Origin of the sequence: Bacteroides sp. ZJ-18 (assembly GCF_011038705.2) — a bacterium.
In the GTDB taxonomy this organism is placed as follows: Bacteria; Bacteroidota; Bacteroidia; order Bacteroidales; family Bacteroidaceae; genus Bacteroides; species Bacteroides hominis.
The window spans coordinates 2,020,404-2,043,024 of sequence record NZ_CP072198.1; the positions used below are offsets into that span (position 1 = coordinate 2,020,404).

General features: G+C 44.2%; 19 protein-coding genes. 11 read left to right on the forward strand and 8 right to left on the reverse strand.

The annotated features are described in order from the left end of the window. The first annotated feature begins 17 nt into the window (after positions 1-17). Positions 18-1,217, forward strand: a complete 1,200-nt coding sequence (locus tag G7Y45_RS07950; protein WP_005775718.1) for an FprA family A-type flavoprotein — start codon at positions 18-20, stop codon at positions 1,215-1,217. A 39-nt stretch (positions 1,218-1,256) separates the two neighbouring features. Beyond that, positions 1,257-2,069, forward strand: a complete 813-nt coding sequence (gene nagB, locus G7Y45_RS07955; RefSeq protein ID WP_005775719.1) for a glucosamine-6-phosphate deaminase — start codon at positions 1,257-1,259, stop codon at positions 2,067-2,069. 99 nt (positions 2,070-2,168) lie between these two features. On the opposite strand, the gene G7Y45_RS07960 is transcribed toward nagB, so the two are convergent. From G7Y45_RS07960 to G7Y45_RS07980, 5 genes are all read right to left on the reverse strand, one after another. Continuing rightward, positions 2,169-2,594, reverse strand: a complete 426-nt coding sequence (locus tag G7Y45_RS07960; protein ID WP_165017386.1) for a DUF6565 domain-containing protein — start codon at positions 2,592-2,594, stop codon at positions 2,169-2,171. A 64-nt stretch (positions 2,595-2,658) separates the two neighbouring features. Further along, positions 2,659-3,273: an L-threonylcarbamoyladenylate synthase gene (locus tag G7Y45_RS07965; protein WP_165017383.1), complete on the reverse strand. Its 615-nt coding sequence runs from the start codon at positions 3,271-3,273 to the stop codon at positions 2,659-2,661. Positions 3,274-3,282: 9 nt separating this feature from the next. Beyond that, entirely contained in the window at positions 3,283-5,796 is a 2,514-nt protein-coding gene (locus G7Y45_RS07970) for an AsmA-like C-terminal region-containing protein (RefSeq protein WP_165017380.1), read from the reverse strand. Between the two features lie 229 nt (positions 5,797-6,025). Then, the gene (locus tag G7Y45_RS07975; protein ID WP_005810088.1) at positions 6,026-8,026 is read right to left on the reverse strand and encodes an AAA family ATPase; all 2,001 of its coding nucleotides are present in this window, start codon (positions 8,024-8,026) and stop codon (positions 6,026-6,028) included. Position 8,027: 1 nt separating this feature from the next. Further along, positions 8,028-8,813, reverse strand: a complete 786-nt coding sequence (locus G7Y45_RS07980) for a Cof-type HAD-IIB family hydrolase (RefSeq protein ID WP_005775725.1) — start codon at positions 8,811-8,813, stop codon at positions 8,028-8,030. Positions 8,814-8,983: 170 nt separating this feature from the next. Here G7Y45_RS07980 and G7Y45_RS07985 point away from each other — a divergent pair, with 170 nt between their 5' ends. From G7Y45_RS07985 to G7Y45_RS08005, 5 genes are all read left to right on the forward strand, one after another. Further along, on the forward strand, positions 8,984-10,168 hold the full coding sequence (locus tag G7Y45_RS07985; RefSeq protein WP_165017377.1) for a MalY/PatB family protein: 1,185 nt from the start codon (positions 8,984-8,986) through the stop codon (positions 10,166-10,168). Between the two features lie 31 nt (positions 10,169-10,199). Further along, on the forward strand, positions 10,200-11,435 hold the full coding sequence (locus tag G7Y45_RS07990; RefSeq protein WP_165017374.1) for a PLP-dependent transferase: 1,236 nt from the start codon (positions 10,200-10,202) through the stop codon (positions 11,433-11,435). Between the two features lie 25 nt (positions 11,436-11,460). Further along, positions 11,461-12,045: an RNA polymerase sigma factor gene (locus G7Y45_RS07995; RefSeq protein ID WP_005810078.1), complete on the forward strand. Its 585-nt coding sequence runs from the start codon at positions 11,461-11,463 to the stop codon at positions 12,043-12,045. Between the two features lie 109 nt (positions 12,046-12,154). Then, positions 12,155-13,261 carry a FecR family protein gene (locus G7Y45_RS08000; RefSeq protein WP_032531795.1) on the forward strand — a complete coding sequence of 369 codons (1,107 nt, stop codon included), beginning with the start codon at positions 12,155-12,157 and terminating at the stop codon, positions 13,259-13,261. Between the two features lie 192 nt (positions 13,262-13,453). Further along, positions 13,454-13,897 carry an STN domain-containing protein gene (locus G7Y45_RS08005; RefSeq protein WP_032542818.1) on the forward strand — a complete coding sequence of 148 codons (444 nt, stop codon included), beginning with the start codon at positions 13,454-13,456 and terminating at the stop codon, positions 13,895-13,897. A gap of 22 nt (positions 13,898-13,919) precedes the next feature. Here G7Y45_RS08005 and G7Y45_RS08010 read toward each other — a convergent pair whose 3' ends face one another. Next, positions 13,920-14,663, reverse strand: coding sequence for a Crp/Fnr family transcriptional regulator (locus G7Y45_RS08010; protein ID WP_005810071.1), 744 nt, complete (start codon positions 14,661-14,663; stop codon positions 13,920-13,922). 115 nt (positions 14,664-14,778) lie between these two features. Between G7Y45_RS08010 and G7Y45_RS08015 the strand changes: the two genes are divergently transcribed. Beyond that, entirely contained in the window at positions 14,779-15,375 is a 597-nt protein-coding gene (locus G7Y45_RS08015; protein ID WP_005775732.1) for a MarC family protein, read from the forward strand. 42 nt (positions 15,376-15,417) lie between these two features. Here the strand turns inward: G7Y45_RS08015 and G7Y45_RS08020 are convergent, their stop codons facing one another. Continuing rightward, the gene (locus G7Y45_RS08020) at positions 15,418-16,110 is read right to left on the reverse strand and encodes a rhomboid family intramembrane serine protease (RefSeq protein WP_032542820.1); all 693 of its coding nucleotides are present in this window, start codon (positions 16,108-16,110) and stop codon (positions 15,418-15,420) included. 170 nt (positions 16,111-16,280) lie between these two features. On the opposite strand from G7Y45_RS08020, the gene G7Y45_RS08025 reads away from it, so the two are divergent. From G7Y45_RS08025 to G7Y45_RS08035, 3 genes are read left to right on the forward strand one after another with little or no spacing between them, the layout of a single operon-like run. Then, a complete protein-coding gene (locus G7Y45_RS08025) occupies positions 16,281-18,221 on the forward strand; it encodes a glycogen debranching enzyme N-terminal domain-containing protein (RefSeq protein WP_005810067.1) in 1,941 nt (646 codons plus the stop codon). A gap of 14 nt (positions 18,222-18,235) precedes the next feature. Continuing rightward, the gene (locus G7Y45_RS08030) at positions 18,236-19,510 is read left to right on the forward strand and encodes a glycosyltransferase family 4 protein (protein WP_005775735.1); all 1,275 of its coding nucleotides are present in this window, start codon (positions 18,236-18,238) and stop codon (positions 19,508-19,510) included. Positions 19,511-19,522: 12 nt separating this feature from the next. After that, positions 19,523-20,911 (forward strand): glycoside hydrolase family 57 protein, encoded by a 1,389-nt coding sequence (locus tag G7Y45_RS08035; RefSeq protein WP_022012383.1) that lies wholly within the window; start codon positions 19,523-19,525, stop codon positions 20,909-20,911. A gap of 218 nt (positions 20,912-21,129) precedes the next feature. On the opposite strand, the gene G7Y45_RS08040 is transcribed toward G7Y45_RS08035, so the two are convergent. Further along, the gene (locus G7Y45_RS08040; protein ID WP_165017371.1) at positions 21,130-22,617 is read right to left on the reverse strand and encodes a DUF4270 domain-containing protein; all 1,488 of its coding nucleotides are present in this window, start codon (positions 22,615-22,617) and stop codon (positions 21,130-21,132) included. Positions 22,618-22,621 lie beyond the last annotated feature (4 nt).

Consider the following 22,621-nt stretch of genomic DNA (forward strand, 5'->3'; position numbering starts at 1 on the left):
TTAAACTAAAATATAGAATGGAACAGAAAACAAGAATTAAAGGAAACGTTCATTATGTGGGAGTTAACGACCGTAACAGGCACCTCTTTGAGGGAATGTGGCCTTTACCCTATGGAGTTTCATATAACTCTTATCTGATTGATGATGAAATGGTGGCACTGATCGATACAGTGGATATTTGCTATTTCGAAGTATATCTTCGTAAAATTAGAAGTATCATAGGCGACCGTCCTATCAACTATTTGATTATAAATCACATGGAACCGGACCATTCAGGTTCTATCCGATTGATTAAACAGCACTATCCCGACATTGTAATCGTTGGCAATAAGCAGACTTTCGGAATGATCGAAGGCTTCTATGGTGTGACCGGCGAGCAATATCTGATAAAAGATGGTGATTTCCTTGCTCTCGGACGTCATAAACTGCGTTTTTACCTTACTCCGATGGTGCATTGGCCGGAAACAATGATGACATTCGACGAAACGGATGGTGTACTCTTCTCCGGTGATGGGTTCGGCTGCTTCGGTACGCTGGATGGCGGGTTTGTGGATACACGTATGAACATCGATCACTATTGGGGCGAAATGGTGCGTTATTATTCCAATATCGTCGGAAAATACGGTTCGCCCGTACAGAAAGCTTTGCAAAAACTGGGAGGACTTCCCATTTCGACCATTTGCTCTACACACGGTCCGGTATGGACTGAAAATATCACTAAGGTGGTAGGCATTTACGATAAACTGAGCCGTTACGATGCAGACGAAGGTGTGGTGATTGCTTACGGAAGCATGTATGGCAATACCGAACAGATGGCGGAGGCCATTGCTGCCGAACTGTCGGCCCAGGGCATTAAAAACATCGTGATGCACAACGTCAGCAAGAGCAATCCTTCTTATATCCTTGCCGATATCTTCCGTTACAAAGGATTGATTGTCGGTAGCCCGACTTACAGCAACCAGATTTTCCCGGAAATAGAGTCGCTTTTGTCCAAAATACTGGTACGTGAGTTGAAAGGACGTTATCTGGGCTATTTCGGCTCGTTCACATGGGCCGGTGCCGCCGTGAAACGCATGGCCGAGTTTGCCGAAAAAAGTAAATTCGAACTGGTTGGTGACCCTGTAGAGATGAAACAGGCCATGAATGATATCACCTATCAACAGTGTGAGAATCTGGCACGTGCCATGGCCGACCGTTTAAAAAAAGACAGAGTATAAGTTACCCCTAATTTATTAACCTGATAAAAACAATCGAACATGAGACTAATCATTCAGCCGGACTATCAGTCCGTTTCTCAATGGGCAGCACATTATGTTGCTGCTAAGATCAAAGCTGCCAATCCTACTCCGGAAAAACCTTTCGTATTGGGTTGCCCCACCGGATCATCTCCTCTGGGTATGTATAAGGCACTGATCGACCTGAATAAAAAAGGAATCGTATCGTTCCAGAACGTTGTTACTTTCAACATGGACGAATATGTGGGACTGCCGAAGGAACATCCGGAAAGCTACTATTCTTTTATGTGGAACAACTTCTTCAGCCATATCGACATCAAACCGGAGAACACGAACATTCTGAATGGGAATGCTGCCGATCTGGATGCTGAATGTGCACGTTATGAAGAGAAGATCAAATCGTATGGTGGTATCGACCTGTTTATGGGAGGTATTGGTCCCGACGGTCACATCGCTTTCAACGAACCGGGTTCTTCACTGAGCTCTCGCACTCGTCAGAAGACACTGACTACGGATACGATTATCGCTAACTCCCGCTTCTTCGATAATGATATCAACAAGGTTCCCAAAACTTCGTTGACAGTCGGAGTAGGTACTGTGCTTTCTGCCCGTGAGGTGATGATTATCGTAAACGGCCACAACAAAGCACGTGCATTGTATCATGCCGTAGAAGGTGCTATTACTCAGATGTGGACTATCAGTGCGTTACAGATGCACGAGAAGGGTATCATCGTTTGTGACGATGCTGCTACTGCCGAACTGAAAGTAGGTACTTACCGTTACTTCAAGGACATCGAAGCAGATCATCTCGATCCGCAATCGTTGCTGAAGTAATACATAAGCATAAAAATAAAGAAGAGGATAGGTCAATCGTTTTTTCGGCCTATCCTCTTCTTTTTATCGGTCTGATACATGAAGCCCGGTTGGGCGGGGCTAATCTTTCAGACCGTCTTTGATCCCTTCCATTGCTTTCTCGCCTTTCTTCACAGCTTTTTGGGTACCTTCTTTCACATCTTTTGCTGCATCCTTCGCTGTGTCTTTGGCTTTCTCAAAAGCGTCTTTGGCACCTTCTTTCAAGTCATTGCCTATTTTCTTCAGCTTCAGGGCGGTATAAGTGGATTCCAGTTTTACTATCTCGTCCTTTTCGTTCGAGGTCATTTGCTCACTGAATTTGTTATAACTGTCTTTTAGCTTCGTAAATTGCTCGTCAGCTTTTTCCCAGTCGGCTTTTGTATAGTCCTGGGCGTTTTTTTGTACGTTTTCGACAAAAAGCTTGAAGCCGTCCAGATACGACTCCTTTGTTTGGGTGCATGCGGTGGCAATGGCCAGTACTAATGCAAGGAATAATACTTTCTTCATAATCAAATACTATTGTTTAGGTTTTATATATTAACACCGTGTATTTGAAAATTGTTTGCCTGGGTCAGGCTTCTTCCAGTTCCCCTTTGCCTTGCCGGACGATGGTTACCTCTCCCTCAGTACAGTTTACGATGGTCGAAGGTTCGATTCCGCCGATTCCTCCGTCGATCACAAGATCTACCTGGTCACCGAACTTCTCGTCTATCAGCTCCGGGTCAGTGATATACTCTATGTCTTCGTGTTCGTCATGAGGCAGGGTAGTGGTCATGATCGGAGCATCCAGCAGACGCGCGATCTCCCGGATGATGTGGTTGTCCGGCATACGGATACCCACTTCCTTCCGGTTACGGAAGATTTTAGGCAACCGGTTCGTTCCGTTCAGAATAAAGGTGAAGGGACCGGGCAGGTTGCGTTTCATCAGTTTGAAGATGTTATTGTCTACCTTGGCATATTCGCTGATACTGCTCAGGTCGTAGCAGATGATAGAGAGATTGTTTTTCTTTGGGTCTATTTCCTTAATCCGGCAGATGCGCTCGATGGCACGTTCCTTCAGGCCGTGGCAACCAATGGCATACATGGTATCCGTGGGATAGATAATCAGTCCCCCGTCATTCAGCAGGTCCACAATCCGTTGCAGGTCCTGGGGATTATTGTTTTTCTCGTAAAGTTTGAGTATCATAATTGTTCGTTATTTAATCTTCTTTTTTAAGAAATCAAGTGCTTTTTCTACGGCTTTTTCCTTTACTTTTTCCTTCACGGAATCTTTATTGGCCGTAGTTGCCGAATCCAGTCCCAGTTTTTTCCCTATTTCGCTGATTGCCTTATCTGTGACTGCTTCCACTGCCTGGTTGGTCATGCTTTTCGTATCCAGTGAAACTTTGGGCGAAGAGAAAGTGCCCCCTATTTTCAGGTCGAGTGTAGTCAGTTTGGCAATATCACCCGCTGATGCCGGTAGCTTGATTTTTCCCGAGTAGTCGATGGTCTGGTCAAGTCCCGTACTTCCTGAAAGGTTCATCACATAGTCTCCTAACTTAATGTCGAACGGTTCGGTAGACACCCTTCCCTCCTTGATGGTGAAGTCCAGCGTCATGTCCTTCACTTTCATTTCTTTGAGTTCAGGCTTCTTCACGGCATCGGCTATCTGGTCGATGACCTTTACACCGCTGAGGCTAAGGTCTTTGGTCGAAAGGCTGCCATTGCCTTGCATCGTATCCATGACGGGCTCCATCCGGTTGTCGAGCAAAGTCTGCACATGCATGTTGCCGGAGAAGTTTCCTTTCAGATTCTCGAAAATAGGAGCCATTTGCTGTACCATATTCAATTCTTTGTAGGCTTGTGCAAAGCTGAGTCCCTCCAGGCGGAACCCTGCATTCATCTCTGGTTTTTTTAAGTCGGCGGTAGAATAATATCCGTTCATAATAACCTTGCCTCCCATGGTGTTCATCGACAAGTTTTTCATATCCACTTTTCCGTCTTTTACAACCAGTTTTCCATTCATATTCGTAAAGGCCATCTTGTCGAACAATACCTCTTTCAGGTTGGCATCCATCTGGAAATCGATATTGCGTGGAACCTCTATCAGGCTGGCTGCTTCATCGGGCGAAACTGCCTGTGCCGTTTGGGTGGTAGTATCGGTTGAGGCTGTCATAAAGTCGTTCAGATTGAGATGGTTCGACCGGACATTCAATGTACCTTTCAATGTAGTGCCTTTCAGAGCATAACCCATGTAATTTTCGAACCGGCTGTCGGCGGTAAGGTCGTTCTTGCCAATAACTACTGTGGTCTCACTGAGTTGCAGATATTTCGGAGTGAAAGTGAACAGTGATTGTCTGATTTCTACATCAGGTATCTCTTTCATTTTTAGTTTCATGTCGCTAAGGGCGATGGTACCCGATGCGGAGAAACGGTCATATTGCTCTTTTTCGATGTACGAAAGGCGTCCGCCCATCTTCATATCCGCACGAATGGTGCCATTCAGTTCCATATCGTCCAACGGGTATACTTGCTTGATCATTCCTAAATTAAGCACTCCCTTTGCTTCGGCTGTAAAGTCCGGATCGCTGACCGGTGTCTTTATATCGGCAGTCAGGCTAAACGGGTTGTTTGCCAGACGGAAGCTGAAAGGACGAATGTTGATTTCTGTCAGGTCGATATTACCTCCCGGGTTACGTACTTGTGCGTCAATGTTGATCTGGTCGACTCCTGCCGGCAGGGACGGATAACGGAACATGGCATTCTTTACTGATAACCGCACATCGAACCGGGGGACGGTATCACCTTGCAATACTCCTTTTGCCGTGGCTTCGAGGGTAGCGGTTCCGTCTGTTTTCAGATTCTTGAATTCTTTGGAGTAGATGGCTGGTATCAGGGACAGAATTTCCTTAAAGCCCACTTCGCTGGTATTGAGCTTCAGGTCCATGTCAATGGCAGGATCTTTCAGTTCTACCCATCCGTCGATGCCTGCCTTAATGGCGTTGAGGCGAAATTCATTCTTTTTCAGTGTGAATTTGTGATGTACGAGGTCAGCGTCCACATCCATTTTGGCATAGATGTTGGCTTGTGAGAGGAAGGGAATGCCATTCATCTTATAAGTCAGGGCTTCGGTCTCTGCTTCTAAATTGAGCAAAGTCTGGTCGCTGCCCAGGTCGCCCGAGCAAAGCGCATTGAAATTGTGTATGTCGGCATACATGGCGGACTGTCGGTCGTCATACACCACATTCATGTTCTTGATAACAAAGCGCTGAAGTTTAATCCGGAAGGGAGAAGATTCGCTGCTCTCCGATGTCTCGCTGACGGTGGCTGAATCGGGTTTCATGATATCCCAGTTGGCTTTGCCGTCAGGAAGTACGATGGCATGTAGCCAGGTATCTGTGACAGATACTTTGGAAACATCGTATCCGCTGTCTCCGAAGAGTGAAAACAGGTTAATGGCGGCAGTAACTTCACCGGCTTTCACCAGCGTGTCGTTTTCAAACACTCCTGTTCCTTTCAGCCAAAAATCGTTTAGGGTAACGGAAGCTTTCGGGAAATTACGGAACAGGCTGATGTCGAGGCTACTGAAATCGAACCGGGCGTTCAGCATTTTGTTTCCTTCGGTTTTTACGATACCTTCAATTTTGCTGCGGAAGGCAAAAGGAAGGAGTAACATCAGTATCAGGATGACACCGATGACGATTGCTGTAATTTTGAGTCCTTTTTTCATAATTGCACTGGTTGTTAGGTTGATAGTGATAACAAAGTTAATAATAAAAGACGAGAAGTCCAAGGTGATGATGGATTATGTTTGGATAGGAGCAAGTTAAGCTCACCACAGAGTAACACGGAGTCTCACAGAAAATTTAAGTACCTATAATAAAAGATTAAAACTCTGTGAAGTTCCGTGTTACTCTGTGGTGAATCGACTTCAAGACCATTTAAGAAATGAACTTATCTTATTTCTTCTTTTTTCGTAATTCCTCTGCGATTCGCCATTGTATGGCCGCTTCTGTCTCTTTCCCCACCTTCAGCAGTGCATCTCCAAAAAGTTCGTGTGCACCCGGATGTTCCGGTTTCAAGGTGGTTGCTTTGTCGAGATCGGCCAAGGCGCCTTCCGTATTCTCTGTTTTCAGACGGAGTTTGCCCCGGTTGTAGAGTGCCTTGAAATCTGTCGGACGAAGACTGACTGCCCGGTTCAGGCAACTCTCGGCATCAAAGAACTCTTTCTCGTTGAAAAGTGTGATTCCTTTCCGTATCCATGCATCGGTGTATTCGGGATACAGTTCGATTGCTTTGTCGTAATTGGCCAGTGCAGCCCGGATATCATGTGCCTGGGTGATGCATTCGTTGCCCATCAGCAGATATTCCCGTGCATACTTTTGCAGACTTTTTTGCTGTGCGGTCATTTGTTCCTGTAACTTCCTTTTCTGTTCACGCAACAGGTTGATGACACCCAGTTTCCGGCGGATCAGTCTCCGGGCGGTAGGCTTCTCTATGTCGTAACGGGAGTGGATGGCCAAGAAAAACTGTTCAAGACACGCTTCGAAATCTCCTTTGTCGAAAGCACGGGCAGCTGCGGCATATTGCACATCGGCTTGTGCCTGTTTCAGAGCTTTGTCAATAGCTTGCCGGTTGTTGAACCTTCCGGAAAAACTTACGATTTCGGGACGGACAAAGATGTCGGCACGGCTGACAGGCTTTTTTAATTGAATGCCCTCGAGCGAGGTGCAACGGCTGAGAGCTACGTATGCCTGTCCTCCGGCGAACACTCCGCCGGTGAAGTCGATAACTACGCGACTGAAGGTCAATCCCTGACTTTTGTGTACGGTGATGGCCCATGCCAGCCGAATGGGATATTGAGTGAAGGTGCCTAACTCTTCTTCTTCGATCTCTTTCTTTTCTTCATTGTACTTATAGCGAATGTTTCGCCATGATTCACGGTGGACATCGCACTCTTTACCGTCATCGGTGATGACATAGATGATACCGTCGTTATCGATTCCGCTTACTACACCGATGGTCCCGTTCACCCAGCGGCGTTCAAAATCGTTCTTGATAAAGATGATCTGTGCTCCGGGTTTCAAAGTCAGGTCCTTGGATGTCGGCAGGCTGCTTTCGGGAAAATCTCCGTTGATTTCGCCTTCGAATACTACCGGATCTCCGGGGAGTTCGGCAAGCCGTCGGTCATTGATGGTTTCCACCGTATCGCGACGGGTGGCAAGGGTGATGTACATATCCTCTTCCGAGGCATCGATGGGAGCGCCATAACGGGTATTGAGCAACTGAAGGTCGGCAGCTCCGGCAGCTCCGCTGCGAATGTGATCGAGTACGCTGACAAAAACCGCGTCCGACTGTCGGTATACCTTTTGCAATTCGATGGATACCAACTCTATTTCGTTGAAAACCCGTGCCGAAAAAAAGTAAGGAGTGGGATAGAAGCGGTTGATAATTTCTCGTTCGTCTCCTTTGATCACCGGTTCCAGCTGGAATACATCGCCCACCAGTAAAACCTGTTTCCCGCCGAATGGGTCACGCAGGTTGCGGCTGTATACTCGCAGGATGCGGTCTACGGCATCAATCATATCTGCCCGCACCATCGATATCTCGTCGATAATGACCAACTCTACCTGTTCCAACAGTTTCCGATGGGGCTTGGTATACTTGAAGAATTCGTGGATACGTCCCCGTTGCAAGCTTAGGTTGGGGTCGTCGGGCAGCAATGGATGGAAGGGGAGCTTGAAGAAACTGTGTAAAGTACTGCCACCGGCATTAATGGCGGCGATGCCGGTGGGGGCCAGTACGATATGCTTTTTCTTGGTGTTCTTGCAGATATACTTCAGGAAAGTCGATTTACCCGTCCCCGCTTTTCCGGTGAGGAAAACCGATTGCCGGGTGTACTGAATCAGGTTCAGTGCATCCTGAAATTCTTTATTGCCGGTGTCTATAGTAAATTCCACGTCAGATGATACCGAAATGTTTTAATGCTTTTTGTATGCCGTCTTCGTCCACCGATGCAGTCACATAATCGGCTGCCTCTTTGACTTCGTCGTTTGCATTGCCCATGGCCACTCCGATGGCTGCATGGCGCAGCATGCTGATGTCGTTGCCTCCGTCGCCGAATGCCATTGTCTCTTCCAGGCGGATGCCGAAATGGCGGATGATTTCGTCTATCCCTTTTTGCTTACGGATACCTTTTGCCACAACATCTGTGAATGCCGGAAACCAACGTCCGGACTCGCAGTGCGGGAGTAAAGGCAATATGTTTTTTTCGTCTTCGGTGGTGATGAACGGGGTCATCTGGAAAATCTCGGTTTGGGTAGCTTCGGCAGTAGTCTGAACGGGCAGGATGTCTACATGCAGGAACTCGTGGAAAATTTGGTTTACCAGTTCGTTGGGGTTGCAGACGGCTACGGTATGTTCGGCGACAAAGATGCAGGGAAAACCTTTCTCGTCCGAAAGGGCAGCAAGTGTCTTGACATCTTCTGCCGGGATGGAATGTTTGTAAATCACTTCATCTCCTACAAAGCAGTATCCTCCGTTCATGGTGATGTAACCGTCTATCAAACTTTGTTTCTGGAGGGCCGACAGGTTGTTAATAATCGCTTTCGGACGTCCGGTAGCAATGAAAATCTTAATTCCTTTAGCTTTGGCTTCGGTTATGGCCGAGAGGGCAGACGAAGGAATTTCGTGCGTGTTGAAACTAACCAACGTCCCGTCTATATCAAAAAACAGGGCTTTTATCATACGTCTTTTCTTTAATGGAGCACAAATGTACTGAAAAAGCCTGATATAGAGTAACTGAATAGCACAATGATGGTAAATTTTAACTGCTGTCTGCTAAAATAGCTCATTTGGTTTCATTATGAAACAGATGAATTGTACATTTGCAGGCTGAACTTAAAAAGAGAACCCTTATGAAGTATAACTTTGATGAAGTGATAGAACGCCGGGGGACAGACTCGGTAAAGTATGACGCAGTGCCGGAACGTTGGGGACGAAATGACCTGCTTCCGATGTGGGTGGCCGACATGGATTTCCGTACTCCACCTTTTGTGATAGAAGCTATCCGTCGCCGGTTGGATCATGAAGTGTTGGGATACACTTTTGCCTGCGAAGCCTGGTATACATCCATTATCAATTGGCAGAAGGAACGCCATGGGTGGAATATTACCCGGGAGATGCTGACATTTACTCCGGGAATTGTGCGTGGACTGGCTTTTGCTTTGCAATGTTTCACTGTTCCGGGCGATCGGGTGATGGTGATGCCTCCTGTCTACCATCCGTTTTTTCTGGTAACGGAACATAATCATCGGGAAGTGGTCTATAGCCCGTTGGTTTTGGAAGATGGACAGTATCAGATCGATTTCGAACGTTTCCGTACCGATGTGAAAGGATGCAAAATACTGATCCTTAGTAATCCGCATAATCCGGGAGGACGTGTATGGACCCGGGAAGAGTTGGCTGAGATTGCGGAAATCTGTTATGATAATCAGGTTTTGGTCATTTCGGACGAAATCCATGCCGACCTGACATTGCCCGGATATACGCATCCCACTTTTGCGTTGGTATCGGAGAAAGCCCGTCGGAATTCACTCGTGTTTATGTCGCCCAGTAAAGCTTTCAATATGCCTGGACTTGCCAGTTCGTACTGTATCATAGAGGATGAAGACATTCGTCGTCGTTTCCAGACGTATATGGAGGCCAGTGAGTTCAGTGAAGGACATTTGTTTGCTTATCTTGGAGTGGCCGCTGCTTATAGTAATGGAACGGAGTGGTTGGATCAGGTGTTGGAATACATTCAGGGAAATATTGATTTTACGGACGAGTATCTGAAAGCGAATATCCCTGCAATACGGATGATTCGTCCCCAGGCTTCTTACTTGATTTTCCTGGACTGTCGCGAACTGGGACTGTCGCAGAAAGAATTAGTAAGTTTCTTTGTTGATGATGCACATCTGGCACTGAACGATGGTGCAATGTTTGGTAAAGAGGGAGAAGGATTTATGCGTCTTAACGTGGCTTGTCCGCGGAGTGTGCTGAAGCAGGCACTGGATCAGATAAAGCAGGCATACGGGAAGAAGCATGACACAATAGCATAATTTGTGGAATTTATATAAAAAGACTTTCAGGATGAAAAAAAATAGTTTCGAGACACAAATACTGCATACTCCTTTTGAGAAAGAGGATGCATATCATTCTCTTTCCATGCCGGTATATCATACTGCTGCTTATGAATTTGAAACTGCTGAAGAGATGGAAGCTGCTTTCTGTGGACGGACAGCCGGACATGCTTATTCACGAATTACAAACCCTACGGTGCAGTACTTCGAGCAACGTGTACAGGCTGTGACCGGTGCGCTGAGCGTGACGGCGTTGAATTCCGGAATGGCTGCCATCAGCAATGCTCTGATCACTTTGGCAAGTGCAGGAGCTAATATCGTGGCTTCGGCGCATTTATTCGGCAATACCTATTCATTCCTGAAAAGTACGTTAGGAGCTTTTGGGGTAGAAGTACGTTTCTGTGACCTGACATGCCTTGAAGAAGTGGAGAGGCAGATCGATGAAAATACTTGTGCGCTTTTTCTGGAGGTTATTACCAATCCGCAGCTGGAAGTGGCCGATTTGAAAGCCCTTGCCGGTATTGTCCATAGTGCCGGAGTACCATTGCTGGCAGATACAACGGCGGTTCCTTTCCATGTGTTTCGTGCGGCGGATTTCGGAGTCGATATTGAGATTGTGTCCAGTACGAAATATATTTCGGGAGGTGCTACCTGCATTGGAGGACTGATAATTGACTATGGCACCTTTGATTGGGGGCATTCCGGTAAGTTGGCAGCTTTGAGTACAGATACCGGGAAGGAGGCTTTTACCGCCAAACTCCGTAGGGAGATTCATCGTAATCTCGGAGCATACATGACTCCCCAGGTAGCTTATATGCAGACACTCGGGCTTGAAACAATGGAAGTCCGGTTTGCCCGGCAGGCGGAAACATGTTTGAAACTGGCACGGTGTTTGCAAGAACTGCCGGAGGTTGAGTCGGTGAATTATACCGGCTTGGAGACCAATCCGTTTTATGAATTAAGTATCCGGCAGTTTGGTTCTCTTCCGGGCGCGATGTTGACGTTCGACCTTCCATCGCGTGAAATATGTTTTCGTTTCATAAATCGGTTGAGAATCATACGTAGGGCCACGAACTTATTTGATAATAAAACGTTAGCTATCCATCCGGCAAGCACAATCTACGGTTCGTTTACCGAGGAGCAGCGCCGGGATATGGACATCAGTCAGAAAAACATTCGCCTTTCGGTGGGGCTGGAACGGACTGATGACCTGCTGGAAGATATCATACAGGCTCTGAAAAGCTAAATTTATCATTTACAAACTTTATACAATGCTGCCAAAAAAAGAAAACCTGGAAGAAAAAGAGAGAACGAAACATACGGTTGATAGTCTGTATAAAGACTATGTCGACGACTTGTTTTCGTATGCTTTAGGATTCGGGTTTGATAAACAGGCAGCGATGGATGCCATTCATGACGTGTTTTGCAGGGTATGTATTCGTGAGAAGGATGTTCAGGAGATACAGAATCCTAAATTTTACTTGTTGCGTGCCCTGCGAAACCAATTGATTGACACCTATAAGCTTAAACGGAACTATTCGGAGGTTCTTACCGGTGAGATTACCGATGAACTTCCATACAGAATCAAAATCACCGTGGAGGATGAAATGATCGCGGCGGAAGAACAGGCGGAAGTGTCACAGAAAGTCGATGAAATTCTGAGTGTGCTGACCGAACGCCAACGCGAGATTATTTATTTACGCTACATGCAGGAATGTTCCTATGAGGAAATTGCGGAGATCATGCAAATCAGTGTTCCTGCTTGTCGTAAACTGCTCTATCGGACCTTACTTAAACTGAAGCACAATAATACGTTAGTGCTCTTCTATCTCTTGCTTTCTATTAATGTTGGTTAAATAAGGCACCAATTTAAATTTTATTCGGGAAAAGTGGGTATGAAACCTGTGCCCGTTCGTGTTCTATGCAGACAATAGTGTTATTAAACTCTTTAAGCACCTATTCTGAATGGAAAAAACGAAGCGGGATAGCAGACATATTGATCCTTTGAAAGATGAAGAGAAATTCTTCCAGTGGTTAAAATTCAAGAGCGTTCGGATGAACAGGGAGCGCCTCTCGAAAGATGATCATGAGCGTCTTCGTCAGCGGATCCATGCTTCTCTGCGCATGTTGCGACGGAAACGAACCATCAGGAGGGGCGCTTATTATGGTATATCCGTGTGCATCGTTATTGCATTAGGAATCATTTCTTATTTGAATCGTTATGAGAGAGTGGAACCGGTAACGCCTGTTACTGAACAAAAAGCGGAGATTGTATGGCAACCTTTGAAATCAGAAGATATCCGTCTGGTAAGTGGCGACAGTATAACTTCGTTCCGGCAAAATGTACACCTGCTCTTAAGTAAGGATGGATCAGCCATGGTCTACCACCCCAACAGCGGGCAAGAAAAGATCAGGATGGAACAGAATGAGGTCAATAAGTTGGTGGTTCCTTACGGTAAACGGTCGAAGGTGAAGCTGGAGGACGGAACAGAAATCTGGTTGAATTCCGGTTCTGTTCTTAAGTTTCCTACCCATTTCTCGGGAGAGAAGAGGGAAGTGAGCCTGAAAGGCGAAATGTATGCCGAAGTAGCCGCAGATAGCAAAAAGCCTTTCATAGTGCATACGGCACATTTCGATGTGCAGGTATATGGCACCCGATTTAATGTATCGGCTTATGAAGACGAGGCGGTTCCTTCGTGTGTACTTGTGGACGGCATAGTCGGATTTCGGCCGGAGTCCGGTCCTGAGATACGCATGAAAGCAAATGAAAAAGTGCTCTACGATGGGAAGCAATGTGAAAAAAGAAAAGTTAGTGCCTCCAGATATACCTGTTGGAAGGAAGGTTATCTGGAATTGGATGATGCCAATATGGTGGATGTACTGAATCGGATAGGACGATATTATAATCTGTCGTTTAACTTCGGTGACAAGAAGCAACTGACCGGTAAGAGATGTTCGGGAAAGATCTATTTATCCGATAATATTGATAATGTATTGACGACTATATCATTGCTGTATTCTACTGATTACAGGAAAGAAGAGCGGACTATTTTTATATCTGAGAACCCATAAAATGGTAGAGCCTATGGAATGACACTGAACACTATGACACACGCACACACACAACCCCCACAAAAAGGATAGAGTGATATCCTTCCTCTAACTTACACACACGACTACATATCAGAGCCGGGAAGCATGGTTATGCCCTCCGGGAAGGGATGCAATGGCCTGAAATTAGTATTATAACAACTGGAACAAAGCATGAAAAGAGAACGTATAGTAAGAACTGAAAACATTGATAAACAGAGAATAAAATATAGAGTATTGTTTGGCTTTATTTTCATTATGTGCTGTAATGGGGCAGCTTTATCGTCAGAGGATGTTAAGATGCCGGACTGGAAATTTTCTTTTAATCTGAGACGTGTGCCGATCATCCGGGTTTTTGATGAAATCGAGCAAAAGAGTGATTTTGTCTTTGCGTGGGCTTGCGATATAGACACCGAGATTCATAAGGAAATAAGTATTTGTGTTTCGGAAGAACCTATCCAAAGAGTGATGGAGAAGGTTTTAGAAGGATCGGGACTCGTTTTTCAGAGACTCGACAGGCAAATCGTGGTTTATCGTTTGTCGGAGCACAATGCCTGTAGAGCAACTGTTCGCAAGGATAGTGTGAGGGTAATGACAAAGGTGGGACCAAACGACTGATAGAGGGATTGGCACCGACTCTTTATCGTTTTTCGTTCCACTCTGTCAGGAGTGCTAAGTCGGGTATGCGGATTTCTTTCCGGTGGAGTTCCAGCAGATTTAATTCCTGCAATCCGTTGAGGGCTTTTGATACGTTCAGGCGAGTATCATCCAGTATGCGTGCCAGATCATCCATTTTCACTTTAAACAGTTTTTCACCTGTCATTCTTTCGATATGGGCCAATATGAAACGTATTATTTTATCTTCAATGTCCTTGGGAGCTCTATCCCACAAACGAGTGTAAAGGTTCTGTGCACGATTGCTGACGATATTCATATAGTTGAGGCGGAAAATATCGTATTTGAACAATTCACCCATAACGAATGATTTGCTGATGCTTACCATTTGTGCTTCTTCATTATGAGGAATGTAGGTAGATATATACCGGGTGTTCATTCCAAACATGGAGTAAGGTTCCAATACGGCAGGAGCTTCGAAATACTCTATGACAGTCAGTGTCTCGTCTTCCGATACGGTGACGGAAGAGAGCTTACCTTTTAGCAAAAAAAGTAACTGGTCACATACTTCACCACTTTTTATCAACGGTTCTCCTGCTTTATGACGGGTGAAATGAAGTTTTACTTTTTCTAATATATTTGTGAAATCCTCATGACAAAGTCCCTGAAACAGGGGGAGTTGTAACAAGGTGTCGAACATGGTTTCCATATATCGTAATCTTCTAATTTGAAGGCAAATGTAACGATAATAGGGGTTGACTGAAACCATCTTCCCCTTCTTTTTGTTTTTTTTATTATTTCTTAAAGATGGTAGTGATTACCTAAAACAATCTCTTGCGAGATGCATAAAAATGAAGTATATTTGCGGGAAAAAGGAGGAAGTCATGTTTGCAAACTTTAATTTTCAACAGATGGTCAGTGCGTTTATCGTGCTTTTTGCTGTGATTGATATTATTGGTTCTATTCCTATTATCATCAATCTGAAGGAGAAGGGAAAAGATGTGAATGCCACGAAAGCGACCGTTATTTCGTTTGCATTAATGATTGGCTTTTTTTATGCCGGTGACTTTATGCTGAAACTGTTCCATGTTGATATTGAGTCCTTTGCCGTGGCGGGAGCATTTGTTATCTTCCTGATGTCTTTGGAGATGATTCTGGATGTGGAAATCTTTAAGAACCAGGGACCGATAAAAGAGGCTACGCTTGTACCTTTGGTATTCCCTCTGCTGGCAGGTGCCGGTGCATTTACTACATTGCTTTCTTTGCGGGCCGAATATGCCAGTATCAATATTGTGATCGCTTTGATCCTGAATATGTTGTGGGTGTATTTCGTTGTCAGTATGACAGGACGTGTGGAACGCTTTTTGGGCAAGGGAGGCATCTATATTATTCGTAAATTCTTTGGTATCATTCTGTTGGCTATTTCTGTCAGATTGTTTACCGCCAATATCACATTATTGATTGCTGCATTACAGAAGTAATAGGTATCCCCATTAATCTGTTGTAGAAACCGAGGTGAAAAACTATTCTTTTTCACACTCTGTGTCTTTTTGGTCCGTTTCGTCGCTATTGATTTCGTCGTTATCGGTTTCATTTGTTTCATTGGCAACCTCCTCCTCTTCCTCTTCATTTGCGAATGGTTCAGGCTTTTGTGGACCATGATTCATAAAAGCAAGGGCACAGATGGTACCGGTGACAGCTCCACTCAGATGTCCCTCCCACGAAGTACCCGATGGCGCGAAATAAGGAAGCATATTCCACACCAGTCCACCATAGAGGAAGGTTACTAAAAGAGAGATCGCGATCAGGGGGACATATTTTCGTAAGAGTCCGCTGAAGAAAAGAAAAAAAGCCAAACCGTAAATAATGCCGCTGGCCCCGATATGCCAACCGGGCTTACCGATAAGGAACGTGATGGTTCCGCATCCTATCCAGATGATAAAAAAAATCAGAGGTGCAATGCTCCTGTAAAAATAAAAAAGACACCATGAAAGGAAGAATAGAGGTAAAGTGTTGGCCAGTAAATGTTTGAAGCCACTGTGTATAAGAGGATGCGCGAAAATACCAAACATCCCTTTTTTTGACAATGGGTATACTCCTAATCTGGTAAAGTCCCAGTCCATGCCCACCTCTAAAACTTTTATTGTATAAAGGATAAAAATTAGGAACATAGGAAGCACCATCGCTATCAGGATTCGTCGAACATCTGACTTCATATTGGCATATTTCTTTAAATTTTATACAATGCTACGAATATTTGCCTTGAAAATAAAAAATAAAGTTCCTTTTTATTTTGTTTTTTACCTTTAATTCGTATTTTTGGGCATCATACTTATATTATATACTATGATAACCGAAATAATTAACCTTTAAATAATGCACAACTATGAGTTATTTACATTTTGACAAGACTCTGATGATAAATCTTGAGGAATCTTTACCAAGGGAGATTCTCCGGACGAATAAATCAGGAGCTTATCATTGTACAACGATTGTAGATTGTAACACACGCAAATATCATGGATTGCTGGTGATTCCCGTACCCAATCTGGACGATGAAAATCATGTGCTGCTGTCTTCTTTGGATGAAACGGTAATTCAACACGGTGCGGAGTTTAACCTGGGATTGCATAAGTATCAAGGAAATCACTTTAGTCCGAATGGGCATAAGTATATCCGTGAGTTTGACTGCGAACATATTCCGGCAACAACTTACCGTGTGGGAGGAGTCATACTTCGTAAAGAAAAAATCTTTGTACATCATGAGAATCGGATCCTGATCCGTTACACCTTGGTCGATGCACACTCTGCTACCACTCTTCGCTTCCGCCCGTTCCTCGCTTTCCGTAGTGTACGCGAATATACACACGAGAATTCGCAGGCGAGCCGTGACTATCAATTGGTAGAGAACGGCATTAAAACTTGTATGTATCCCGGATATCCGGAACTGTTCATGCAATTGAATAAGAAGAATGAATTCCACTTTGATCCGAATTGGTATAGAGGAATTGAATATCCGAAAGAACAAGAGAGAGGATATGACTTCAATGAAGACCTTTATGTTCCCGGATATTTCGAAGTTGATATAAAGAAAGGAGAGAGTATTATTTTCTCTGCCGGTATTTCAGAAATTTCTCCACGTCGACTAAAGCAAACTTTTGATGCGGAAGTGGCCGACCGTACGCCGCGTGATAGCTTCTATCACTGTTTGAAGAATTCTGCCCATCAATTCCATAATAAGCAGGAAGATGACCATTATATTCTGGCCGGATATCCCTGGTTTAAATGCCGTGCCCGCGATATGTTCGTGGCTTTGCCGGGATTGACGCTTGCTGTGGACGAGACAGATGAATTTGAAGATGTGATGGAGACAGCCCGTAAAGCGATTGGCAACTATATTAAAGGTGAACCGATTGACTGTAAGATATACGAGATGGATGATCCGGATGTATTGTTGTGGGCTGTATGGGCCTTGCAGCAATATGCAAAGGAGACAAGTCGTGAACAATGTCGTGTCAAATATGGTTCTTTGTTAGAAGAAATCATTGATTTTATTCGTCAGCGTAAACATGATAATCTGTTCCTGCACGAAAACGGGTTGCTTTATGCCAATGGTGCAGATAGGGCGATCACATGGATGAACTCCACGGTTAACGGGCGTCCGGTTATTCCACGCACGGGTTATATTGTAGAGATAAATGCTTTGTGGTATAATGCTTTGCGGTTTATTGCCGATTTAGTTCGCGAGGGTGGTAACGGACTGTTGGCCGACTCGCTGGATGCACAGGCTGAAGTAACTGGAAAATCGTTTGTGGAAGTATTCCGCAATGAATATGGTTATCTGTTGGATTATGTAGACGGAAATATGATGGACTGGAGCGTACGTCCCAACATGATATTTACGGTTGCCTTCGATTATTCTCCTCTTGACCGGGTACAGAAAAAACAGGTACTCGATATTGTGACGAAGGAATTACTTACTCCGAAGGGACTCCGAACATTGAGTCCGAAGAGCGGCGGATATAATCCGAATTATGTGGGTCCTCAGATCCAGAGAGACTATGCTTATCATCAAGGTACGGCTTGGCCGTGGTTGATGGGGTTCTACATGGAGGCTTATCTGCGAATCTATAAGATGAGCGGTATCTCGTTTGTAGAACGCCAGTTAATCGGCTTTGAAGACGAGATGACCAGCCATTGCGTTGGTTCACTGCCTGAGTTGTTTGATGGAAACCCGCCTTTCAAAGGTAGAGGAGCGGTATCGTTTGCAATGAATGTGGCAGAGATTTTGCGTATCTTGAAGCTGTTGTCTAAATATAATTTATAGGAGGAGGGACGAAGATGAAAGTTTTAATGTTTGGATGGGAGTTCCCCCCGCATATCTTAGGAGGTTTAGGAACTGCCAGCTATGGTTTGACGAAAGGGATGTCTCAACAAGAGGATATGGAGATTACGTTCTGTATTCCCAAACCTTGGGGGGATGAAGACCAAAGTTTCCTGAGAATAATCGGTATGAATAGTACACCGATTGTGTGGAGGAATGTAGATTGGGATTATGTGAAAGGACGTGTCGGTTCGTACATGGATCCCCAGTTATATTTTGACCTGCGCGATCATATTTATGCTGATTTCAATTATCTGAATGCAAACGATCTGGGATGTATTGAGTTTTCTGGGCGTTATCCGGATAACCTGCACGAAGAAATCAATAACTACTCGATTGTGGCAGGAGTAATAGCACGCCAGCAGGAGTTTGAAATCATCCACTCACATGACTGGTTAACTTATCCGGCAGGAATACATGCAAAACAGGTATCGGGTAAACCATTGGTGATTCATGTACATGCTACCGATTTCGACCGTAGTCGTGGCAATGTGAATCCAACTGTATATGCCATCGAAAAAAATGGTATGGATCATGCCGATCATATCATGTGTGTGAGTGAACTGACTCGTCAGACGGTGATTCATAAATACTTCCAAGACCCGAAGAAAGTGTCGACAGTGCACAATGCAGTCTCTCCTTTATCACAAGAGATACAGGATATCGTACCCAATAAGAATCCGAAAGAAAAGGTTGTCACTTTTCTGGGACGTATCACGATGCAGAAAGGACCGGAATATTTTGTGGAGGCAGCTGCAATGGTGTTGAAGCGTACGCGGAATGTACGTTTTGTGATGGCCGGTAGCGGTGATATGATGGATCAGATGATTCGTCTGGCTGCTGAAAGGGGGATTGCGGACCGTTTCCACTTCCCGGGATTTATGAAAGGAAAACAAGTATACGAGGTACTAAAAGCCAGTGATGTATACATTATGCCTTCGGTATCCGAACCTTTTGGTATCTCTCCGTTAGAGGCTATGCAGTGTAGTGTGCCAAGCATCATTTCCAAACAATCCGGTTGTGCCGAGATTCTGGAAAAGTGTATTAAGACCGATTACTGGGATATACATGCTATGGCGGATGCTATCTATTCTATCTGTACCTATCCGGCTATGTACGAGTATCTCCGTGATGAAGGTAAGAAAGAGGTGGATGAAATTAAGTGGGAGAACGTAGGCTACAAAGTTCGCGGCATCTACGACGAGGTTATAAAAAATTATGGAAAACAATAAAACAATATAGATATGAGAACAATCTGTCTTTATTTTGAGATACATCAAATTATTCATCTGAAACGTTACCGCTTCTTCGACATTGGTGCCGATCATTACTATTATGATGATTATGCCAATGAGACAGGTATAAATGAGGTTGCCGAACGTTCTTATATTCCGGCTCTCAATGCATTGATTGAAATGGTGAAGAATTCCGGGGGGGCCTTTAAAGTAGCTCTTTCTATTTCGGGAGTAGCATTGGAACAACTCGAAATTCATGCACCTGCTGTAATTGACTTGTTACATGTATTAAACGATACAGGCTGCTGCGAATTTTTGGCCGAGCCATATTCCCATGGGTTATCATCATTGGCCAATGAAGACTGTTTCCGTGAAGAAGTGATGCGTCAGAGCGACAAGATGAAACAGATGTTTGGTAAAGCACCGAAAGTGTTCCGCAATTCCAGTCTGATCTATTCGGATGAAATAGGAGCTACGGTAGCAAGCATGGGTTTCAAAGGTATGCTGACTGAAGGCGCTAAACACATATTGGGTTGGAAGAGCCCGCATTATGTATACCATTGCAATCAGGCTCCCAGCCTGAAACTGCTGTTGAGAGATTTTAAGTTGTCCGATGATATCAGCCTGCGCTTCTCTAATTCCGATTGGAGCGAGTATCCGTTATTCGCTGATAAATATATTGGTTGGATCGATGCTTTGCCGCAAGAAGAACAAGTTATCAATATCTTTATGGAACTGAAGGCACTGGGGCTGGCTCAGCCGTTATCATCCAATATCTTGGAATTCCTGAAAGCTCTTCCGTATTGTGCAAAAGAAAAAGGAATTACTTTCTCTACCCCATCGGAGATTGTTTCAAAATTGAAATCAGTTTCTCAATTGGACGTACCATATCCGATGTCATGGGTGGATGAAGAAAGAGATACCAGCAGCTGGTTGGGTAATGTCCTGCAGCGTGAAGCTTTCAATAAGTTATATAGTGTGGCCGAGCGTGTACATCTCTGTGATGATCGCCGTATCAAGCAAGATTGGGATTATCTGCAGGCCAGCAATAACTTCCGCTTTATGACTACCAAGAATACCGGTGTAGGGTTGAATCGTGGTATTTATGATTCTCCTTATGATGCGTTTACCAACTATATGAATATTTTGGGTGATTTCATTAAGCGTGTAAATTCTCTCTATCCTGAAGATATTGACAATGAAGAGTTGAATTCATTGTTGACAACGATCAAGAATCAGGGAGAAGAAATTGCCGAGTTGCATAAGGAGGTTGATAAACTGGAAGCAAAGGCAGCAAAAGCTACCAAAGCAAAAGCGGAACCCAAAGCTACTGCTCCTAAAAAGGCAGCAGCAAAGAAACCTGCAACAAAGAAGACAGCTGCAAAGAAAGAAGACTGAATATAGTGCAAGTTTGCTTTAGCGAAAGCTTTTCAAATAGAGAGGGCGGAGGATTTACATTCTCCACCCTCTTTTAGTATAGAAGGGGCATTTGATGATTAGATTTTTGTCTCATCTCAGAATTAATGAAAAGGAAGGGGGCGTATAGAAAACAATCAGGGCGGTGTAAAGGGAAACTATTCACACCGCCCTGATTATATAATGAAAATCTCTTGTTATTATTTACCGTTGAAGTTGGTGTATGTCACTTCTAACTTCAGTTTTGGACCATTCTGGCCACCTTCCAGTTTTACATATCCCGGTTGTAAATCGTGCTGAATACTGATCATGTTCTTGTTGGAAGAACTGTCATACTGTACAAGTACCGGAATGAGTACTACTTTGTTCCAATCCGGGTTTTCAGCTTCCCAAGCAGCTTCATTCCAACTGGCCCCAGCTTTTTTCTTGGCTTCCAGTTTTTCGTTGACACAAGTGTTGATCAGACGAGTCAAATTGGTAAACACATACTGATTGGTTGTAGGTTTACTGTTAATTGTTGCATTGTGTACCGCCAGATAAGAAGTGATATTATCTGTAAGTTTATTCTCCTCAAAGAAACTTTGCCGTTCTTTTTCACGCAATAACAGCACATATGTAGGTGCTTGCATGCTGAATTGCCCATTATCTACTTGGTTATAGTTGTTGAAAGTCAACTTCACTGCATTAATGGTGTCGTTGCTTAATTCCTCATAAATCTTGTTGATGGGCAATGTAGCTTGAGTGAAGATACCCGCCGGAGATTTCAGATAAGTACAATCGGTCTTTTTGGCTATTTCCTCTAACTTAGCGGAGTTCGTAAACTTGTTGGCTTGAATAACCTCTTTTGTTGTAGCGAAAGTACGGGTTGTGTAGTACAGAGAATCAGTACCGTCTTTTTTCTTCAGGTTATTTCCTAAACTGTCTTTTTCGTGGCATCTGATTACAACGTTCAGGTTGATTTGATCAACATAAAGAACTGTTCCGTTACCATAATCATTTTTGGCATAAATACCTTTGAACACATTGTTGATAAAAGCTTCCGAACTTTTGAAATATTCAGGATGATTTCTGTTTAATCGATAAATCTTTTTACCTAAATTAGTAATCTCCTCAGACGTCAGACGGACATTGGGATAAAAATTCTCAGTTTTTCTGATGGAATCACTGAGTGATTGATCGACCGCAGTGTAGGCTTTCCGTGCAAGTAAGTTGTTCGGATTATAATATTCCAATGGGTTTATGTCTGTATAATAATTCTGGGTTAAGTTTTTGTCCAGTTCGTACACAGTCATACGGCACGGGCTTATAGAATCGCCAAAATAGCTTTGATAGTACAATATCAATTCAGCAGTGTGGATAGAGTCTCCTGCCATAACACCTTTGGGATTGGTTTCCGGATCGTAAACCGAGGGAAAGGAAATTCCATCCGGACTATTCAATTGTGCGAGGAAACTGGCTTCGTAATCTCCGAACACCTTGTCGGTGAATTTACCGACATAACCTACGCTGGTTTTGGCAAAAACAGGACCTGATAAATCGGAATTTGTAGTCAACTCGTAAGTGGTGTATCTTCCATTGATATTTTGGTCGCTTTCCGGAAGCATTCCCAGTCCGAGAGTACCTGTATTATCATCACACCCGAAGAAAGTCAAGGCAAGCAGTGCCACCCATACATATTTTGCTTTCATGATC

Coding starts and splice junctions, on each gene's coding strand:
- G7Y45_RS07950 (WP_005775718.1), top strand. CDS start 18: ATGGAACAGAAAACAAGAATTAAAGGAAACGTTCATTATGTGGGAGTT.
- nagB (WP_005775719.1), top strand. CDS start 1,257: ATGAGACTAATCATTCAGCCGGACTATCAGTCCGTTTCTCAATGGGCA.
- G7Y45_RS07960 (WP_165017386.1), bottom strand. CDS start 2,594: ATGAAGAAAGTATTATTCCTTGCATTAGTACTGGCCATTGCCACCGCA.
- G7Y45_RS07965 (WP_165017383.1), bottom strand. CDS start 3,273: ATGATACTCAAACTTTACGAGAAAAACAATAATCCCCAGGACCTGCAA.
- G7Y45_RS07970 (WP_165017380.1), bottom strand. CDS start 5,796: ATGAAAAAAGGACTCAAAATTACAGCAATCGTCATCGGTGTCATCCTG.
- G7Y45_RS07980 (WP_005775725.1), bottom strand. CDS start 8,813: ATGATAAAAGCCCTGTTTTTTGATATAGACGGGACGTTGGTTAGTTTC.
- G7Y45_RS07985 (WP_165017377.1), top strand. CDS start 8,984: ATGAAGTATAACTTTGATGAAGTGATAGAACGCCGGGGGACAGACTCG.
- G7Y45_RS07990 (WP_165017374.1), top strand. CDS start 10,200: ATGAAAAAAAATAGTTTCGAGACACAAATACTGCATACTCCTTTTGAG.
- G7Y45_RS07995 (WP_005810078.1), top strand. CDS start 11,461: ATGCTGCCAAAAAAAGAAAACCTGGAAGAAAAAGAGAGAACGAAACAT.
- G7Y45_RS08000 (WP_032531795.1), top strand. CDS start 12,155: ATGGAAAAAACGAAGCGGGATAGCAGACATATTGATCCTTTGAAAGAT.
- G7Y45_RS08005 (WP_032542818.1), top strand. CDS start 13,454: ATGAAAAGAGAACGTATAGTAAGAACTGAAAACATTGATAAACAGAGA.
- G7Y45_RS08010 (WP_005810071.1), bottom strand. CDS start 14,663: ATGGTTTCAGTCAACCCCTATTATCGTTACATTTGCCTTCAAATTAGA.
- G7Y45_RS08015 (WP_005775732.1), top strand. CDS start 14,779: ATGTTTGCAAACTTTAATTTTCAACAGATGGTCAGTGCGTTTATCGTG.
- G7Y45_RS08020 (WP_032542820.1), bottom strand. CDS start 16,110: ATGAAGTCAGATGTTCGACGAATCCTGATAGCGATGGTGCTTCCTATG.
- G7Y45_RS08025 (WP_005810067.1), top strand. CDS start 16,281: ATGAGTTATTTACATTTTGACAAGACTCTGATGATAAATCTTGAGGAA.
- G7Y45_RS08030 (WP_005775735.1), top strand. CDS start 18,236: ATGAAAGTTTTAATGTTTGGATGGGAGTTCCCCCCGCATATCTTAGGA.
- G7Y45_RS08035 (WP_022012383.1), top strand. CDS start 19,523: ATGAGAACAATCTGTCTTTATTTTGAGATACATCAAATTATTCATCTG.
- G7Y45_RS08040 (WP_165017371.1), bottom strand. CDS start 22,617: ATGAAAGCAAAATATGTATGGGTGGCACTGCTTGCCTTGACTTTCTTC.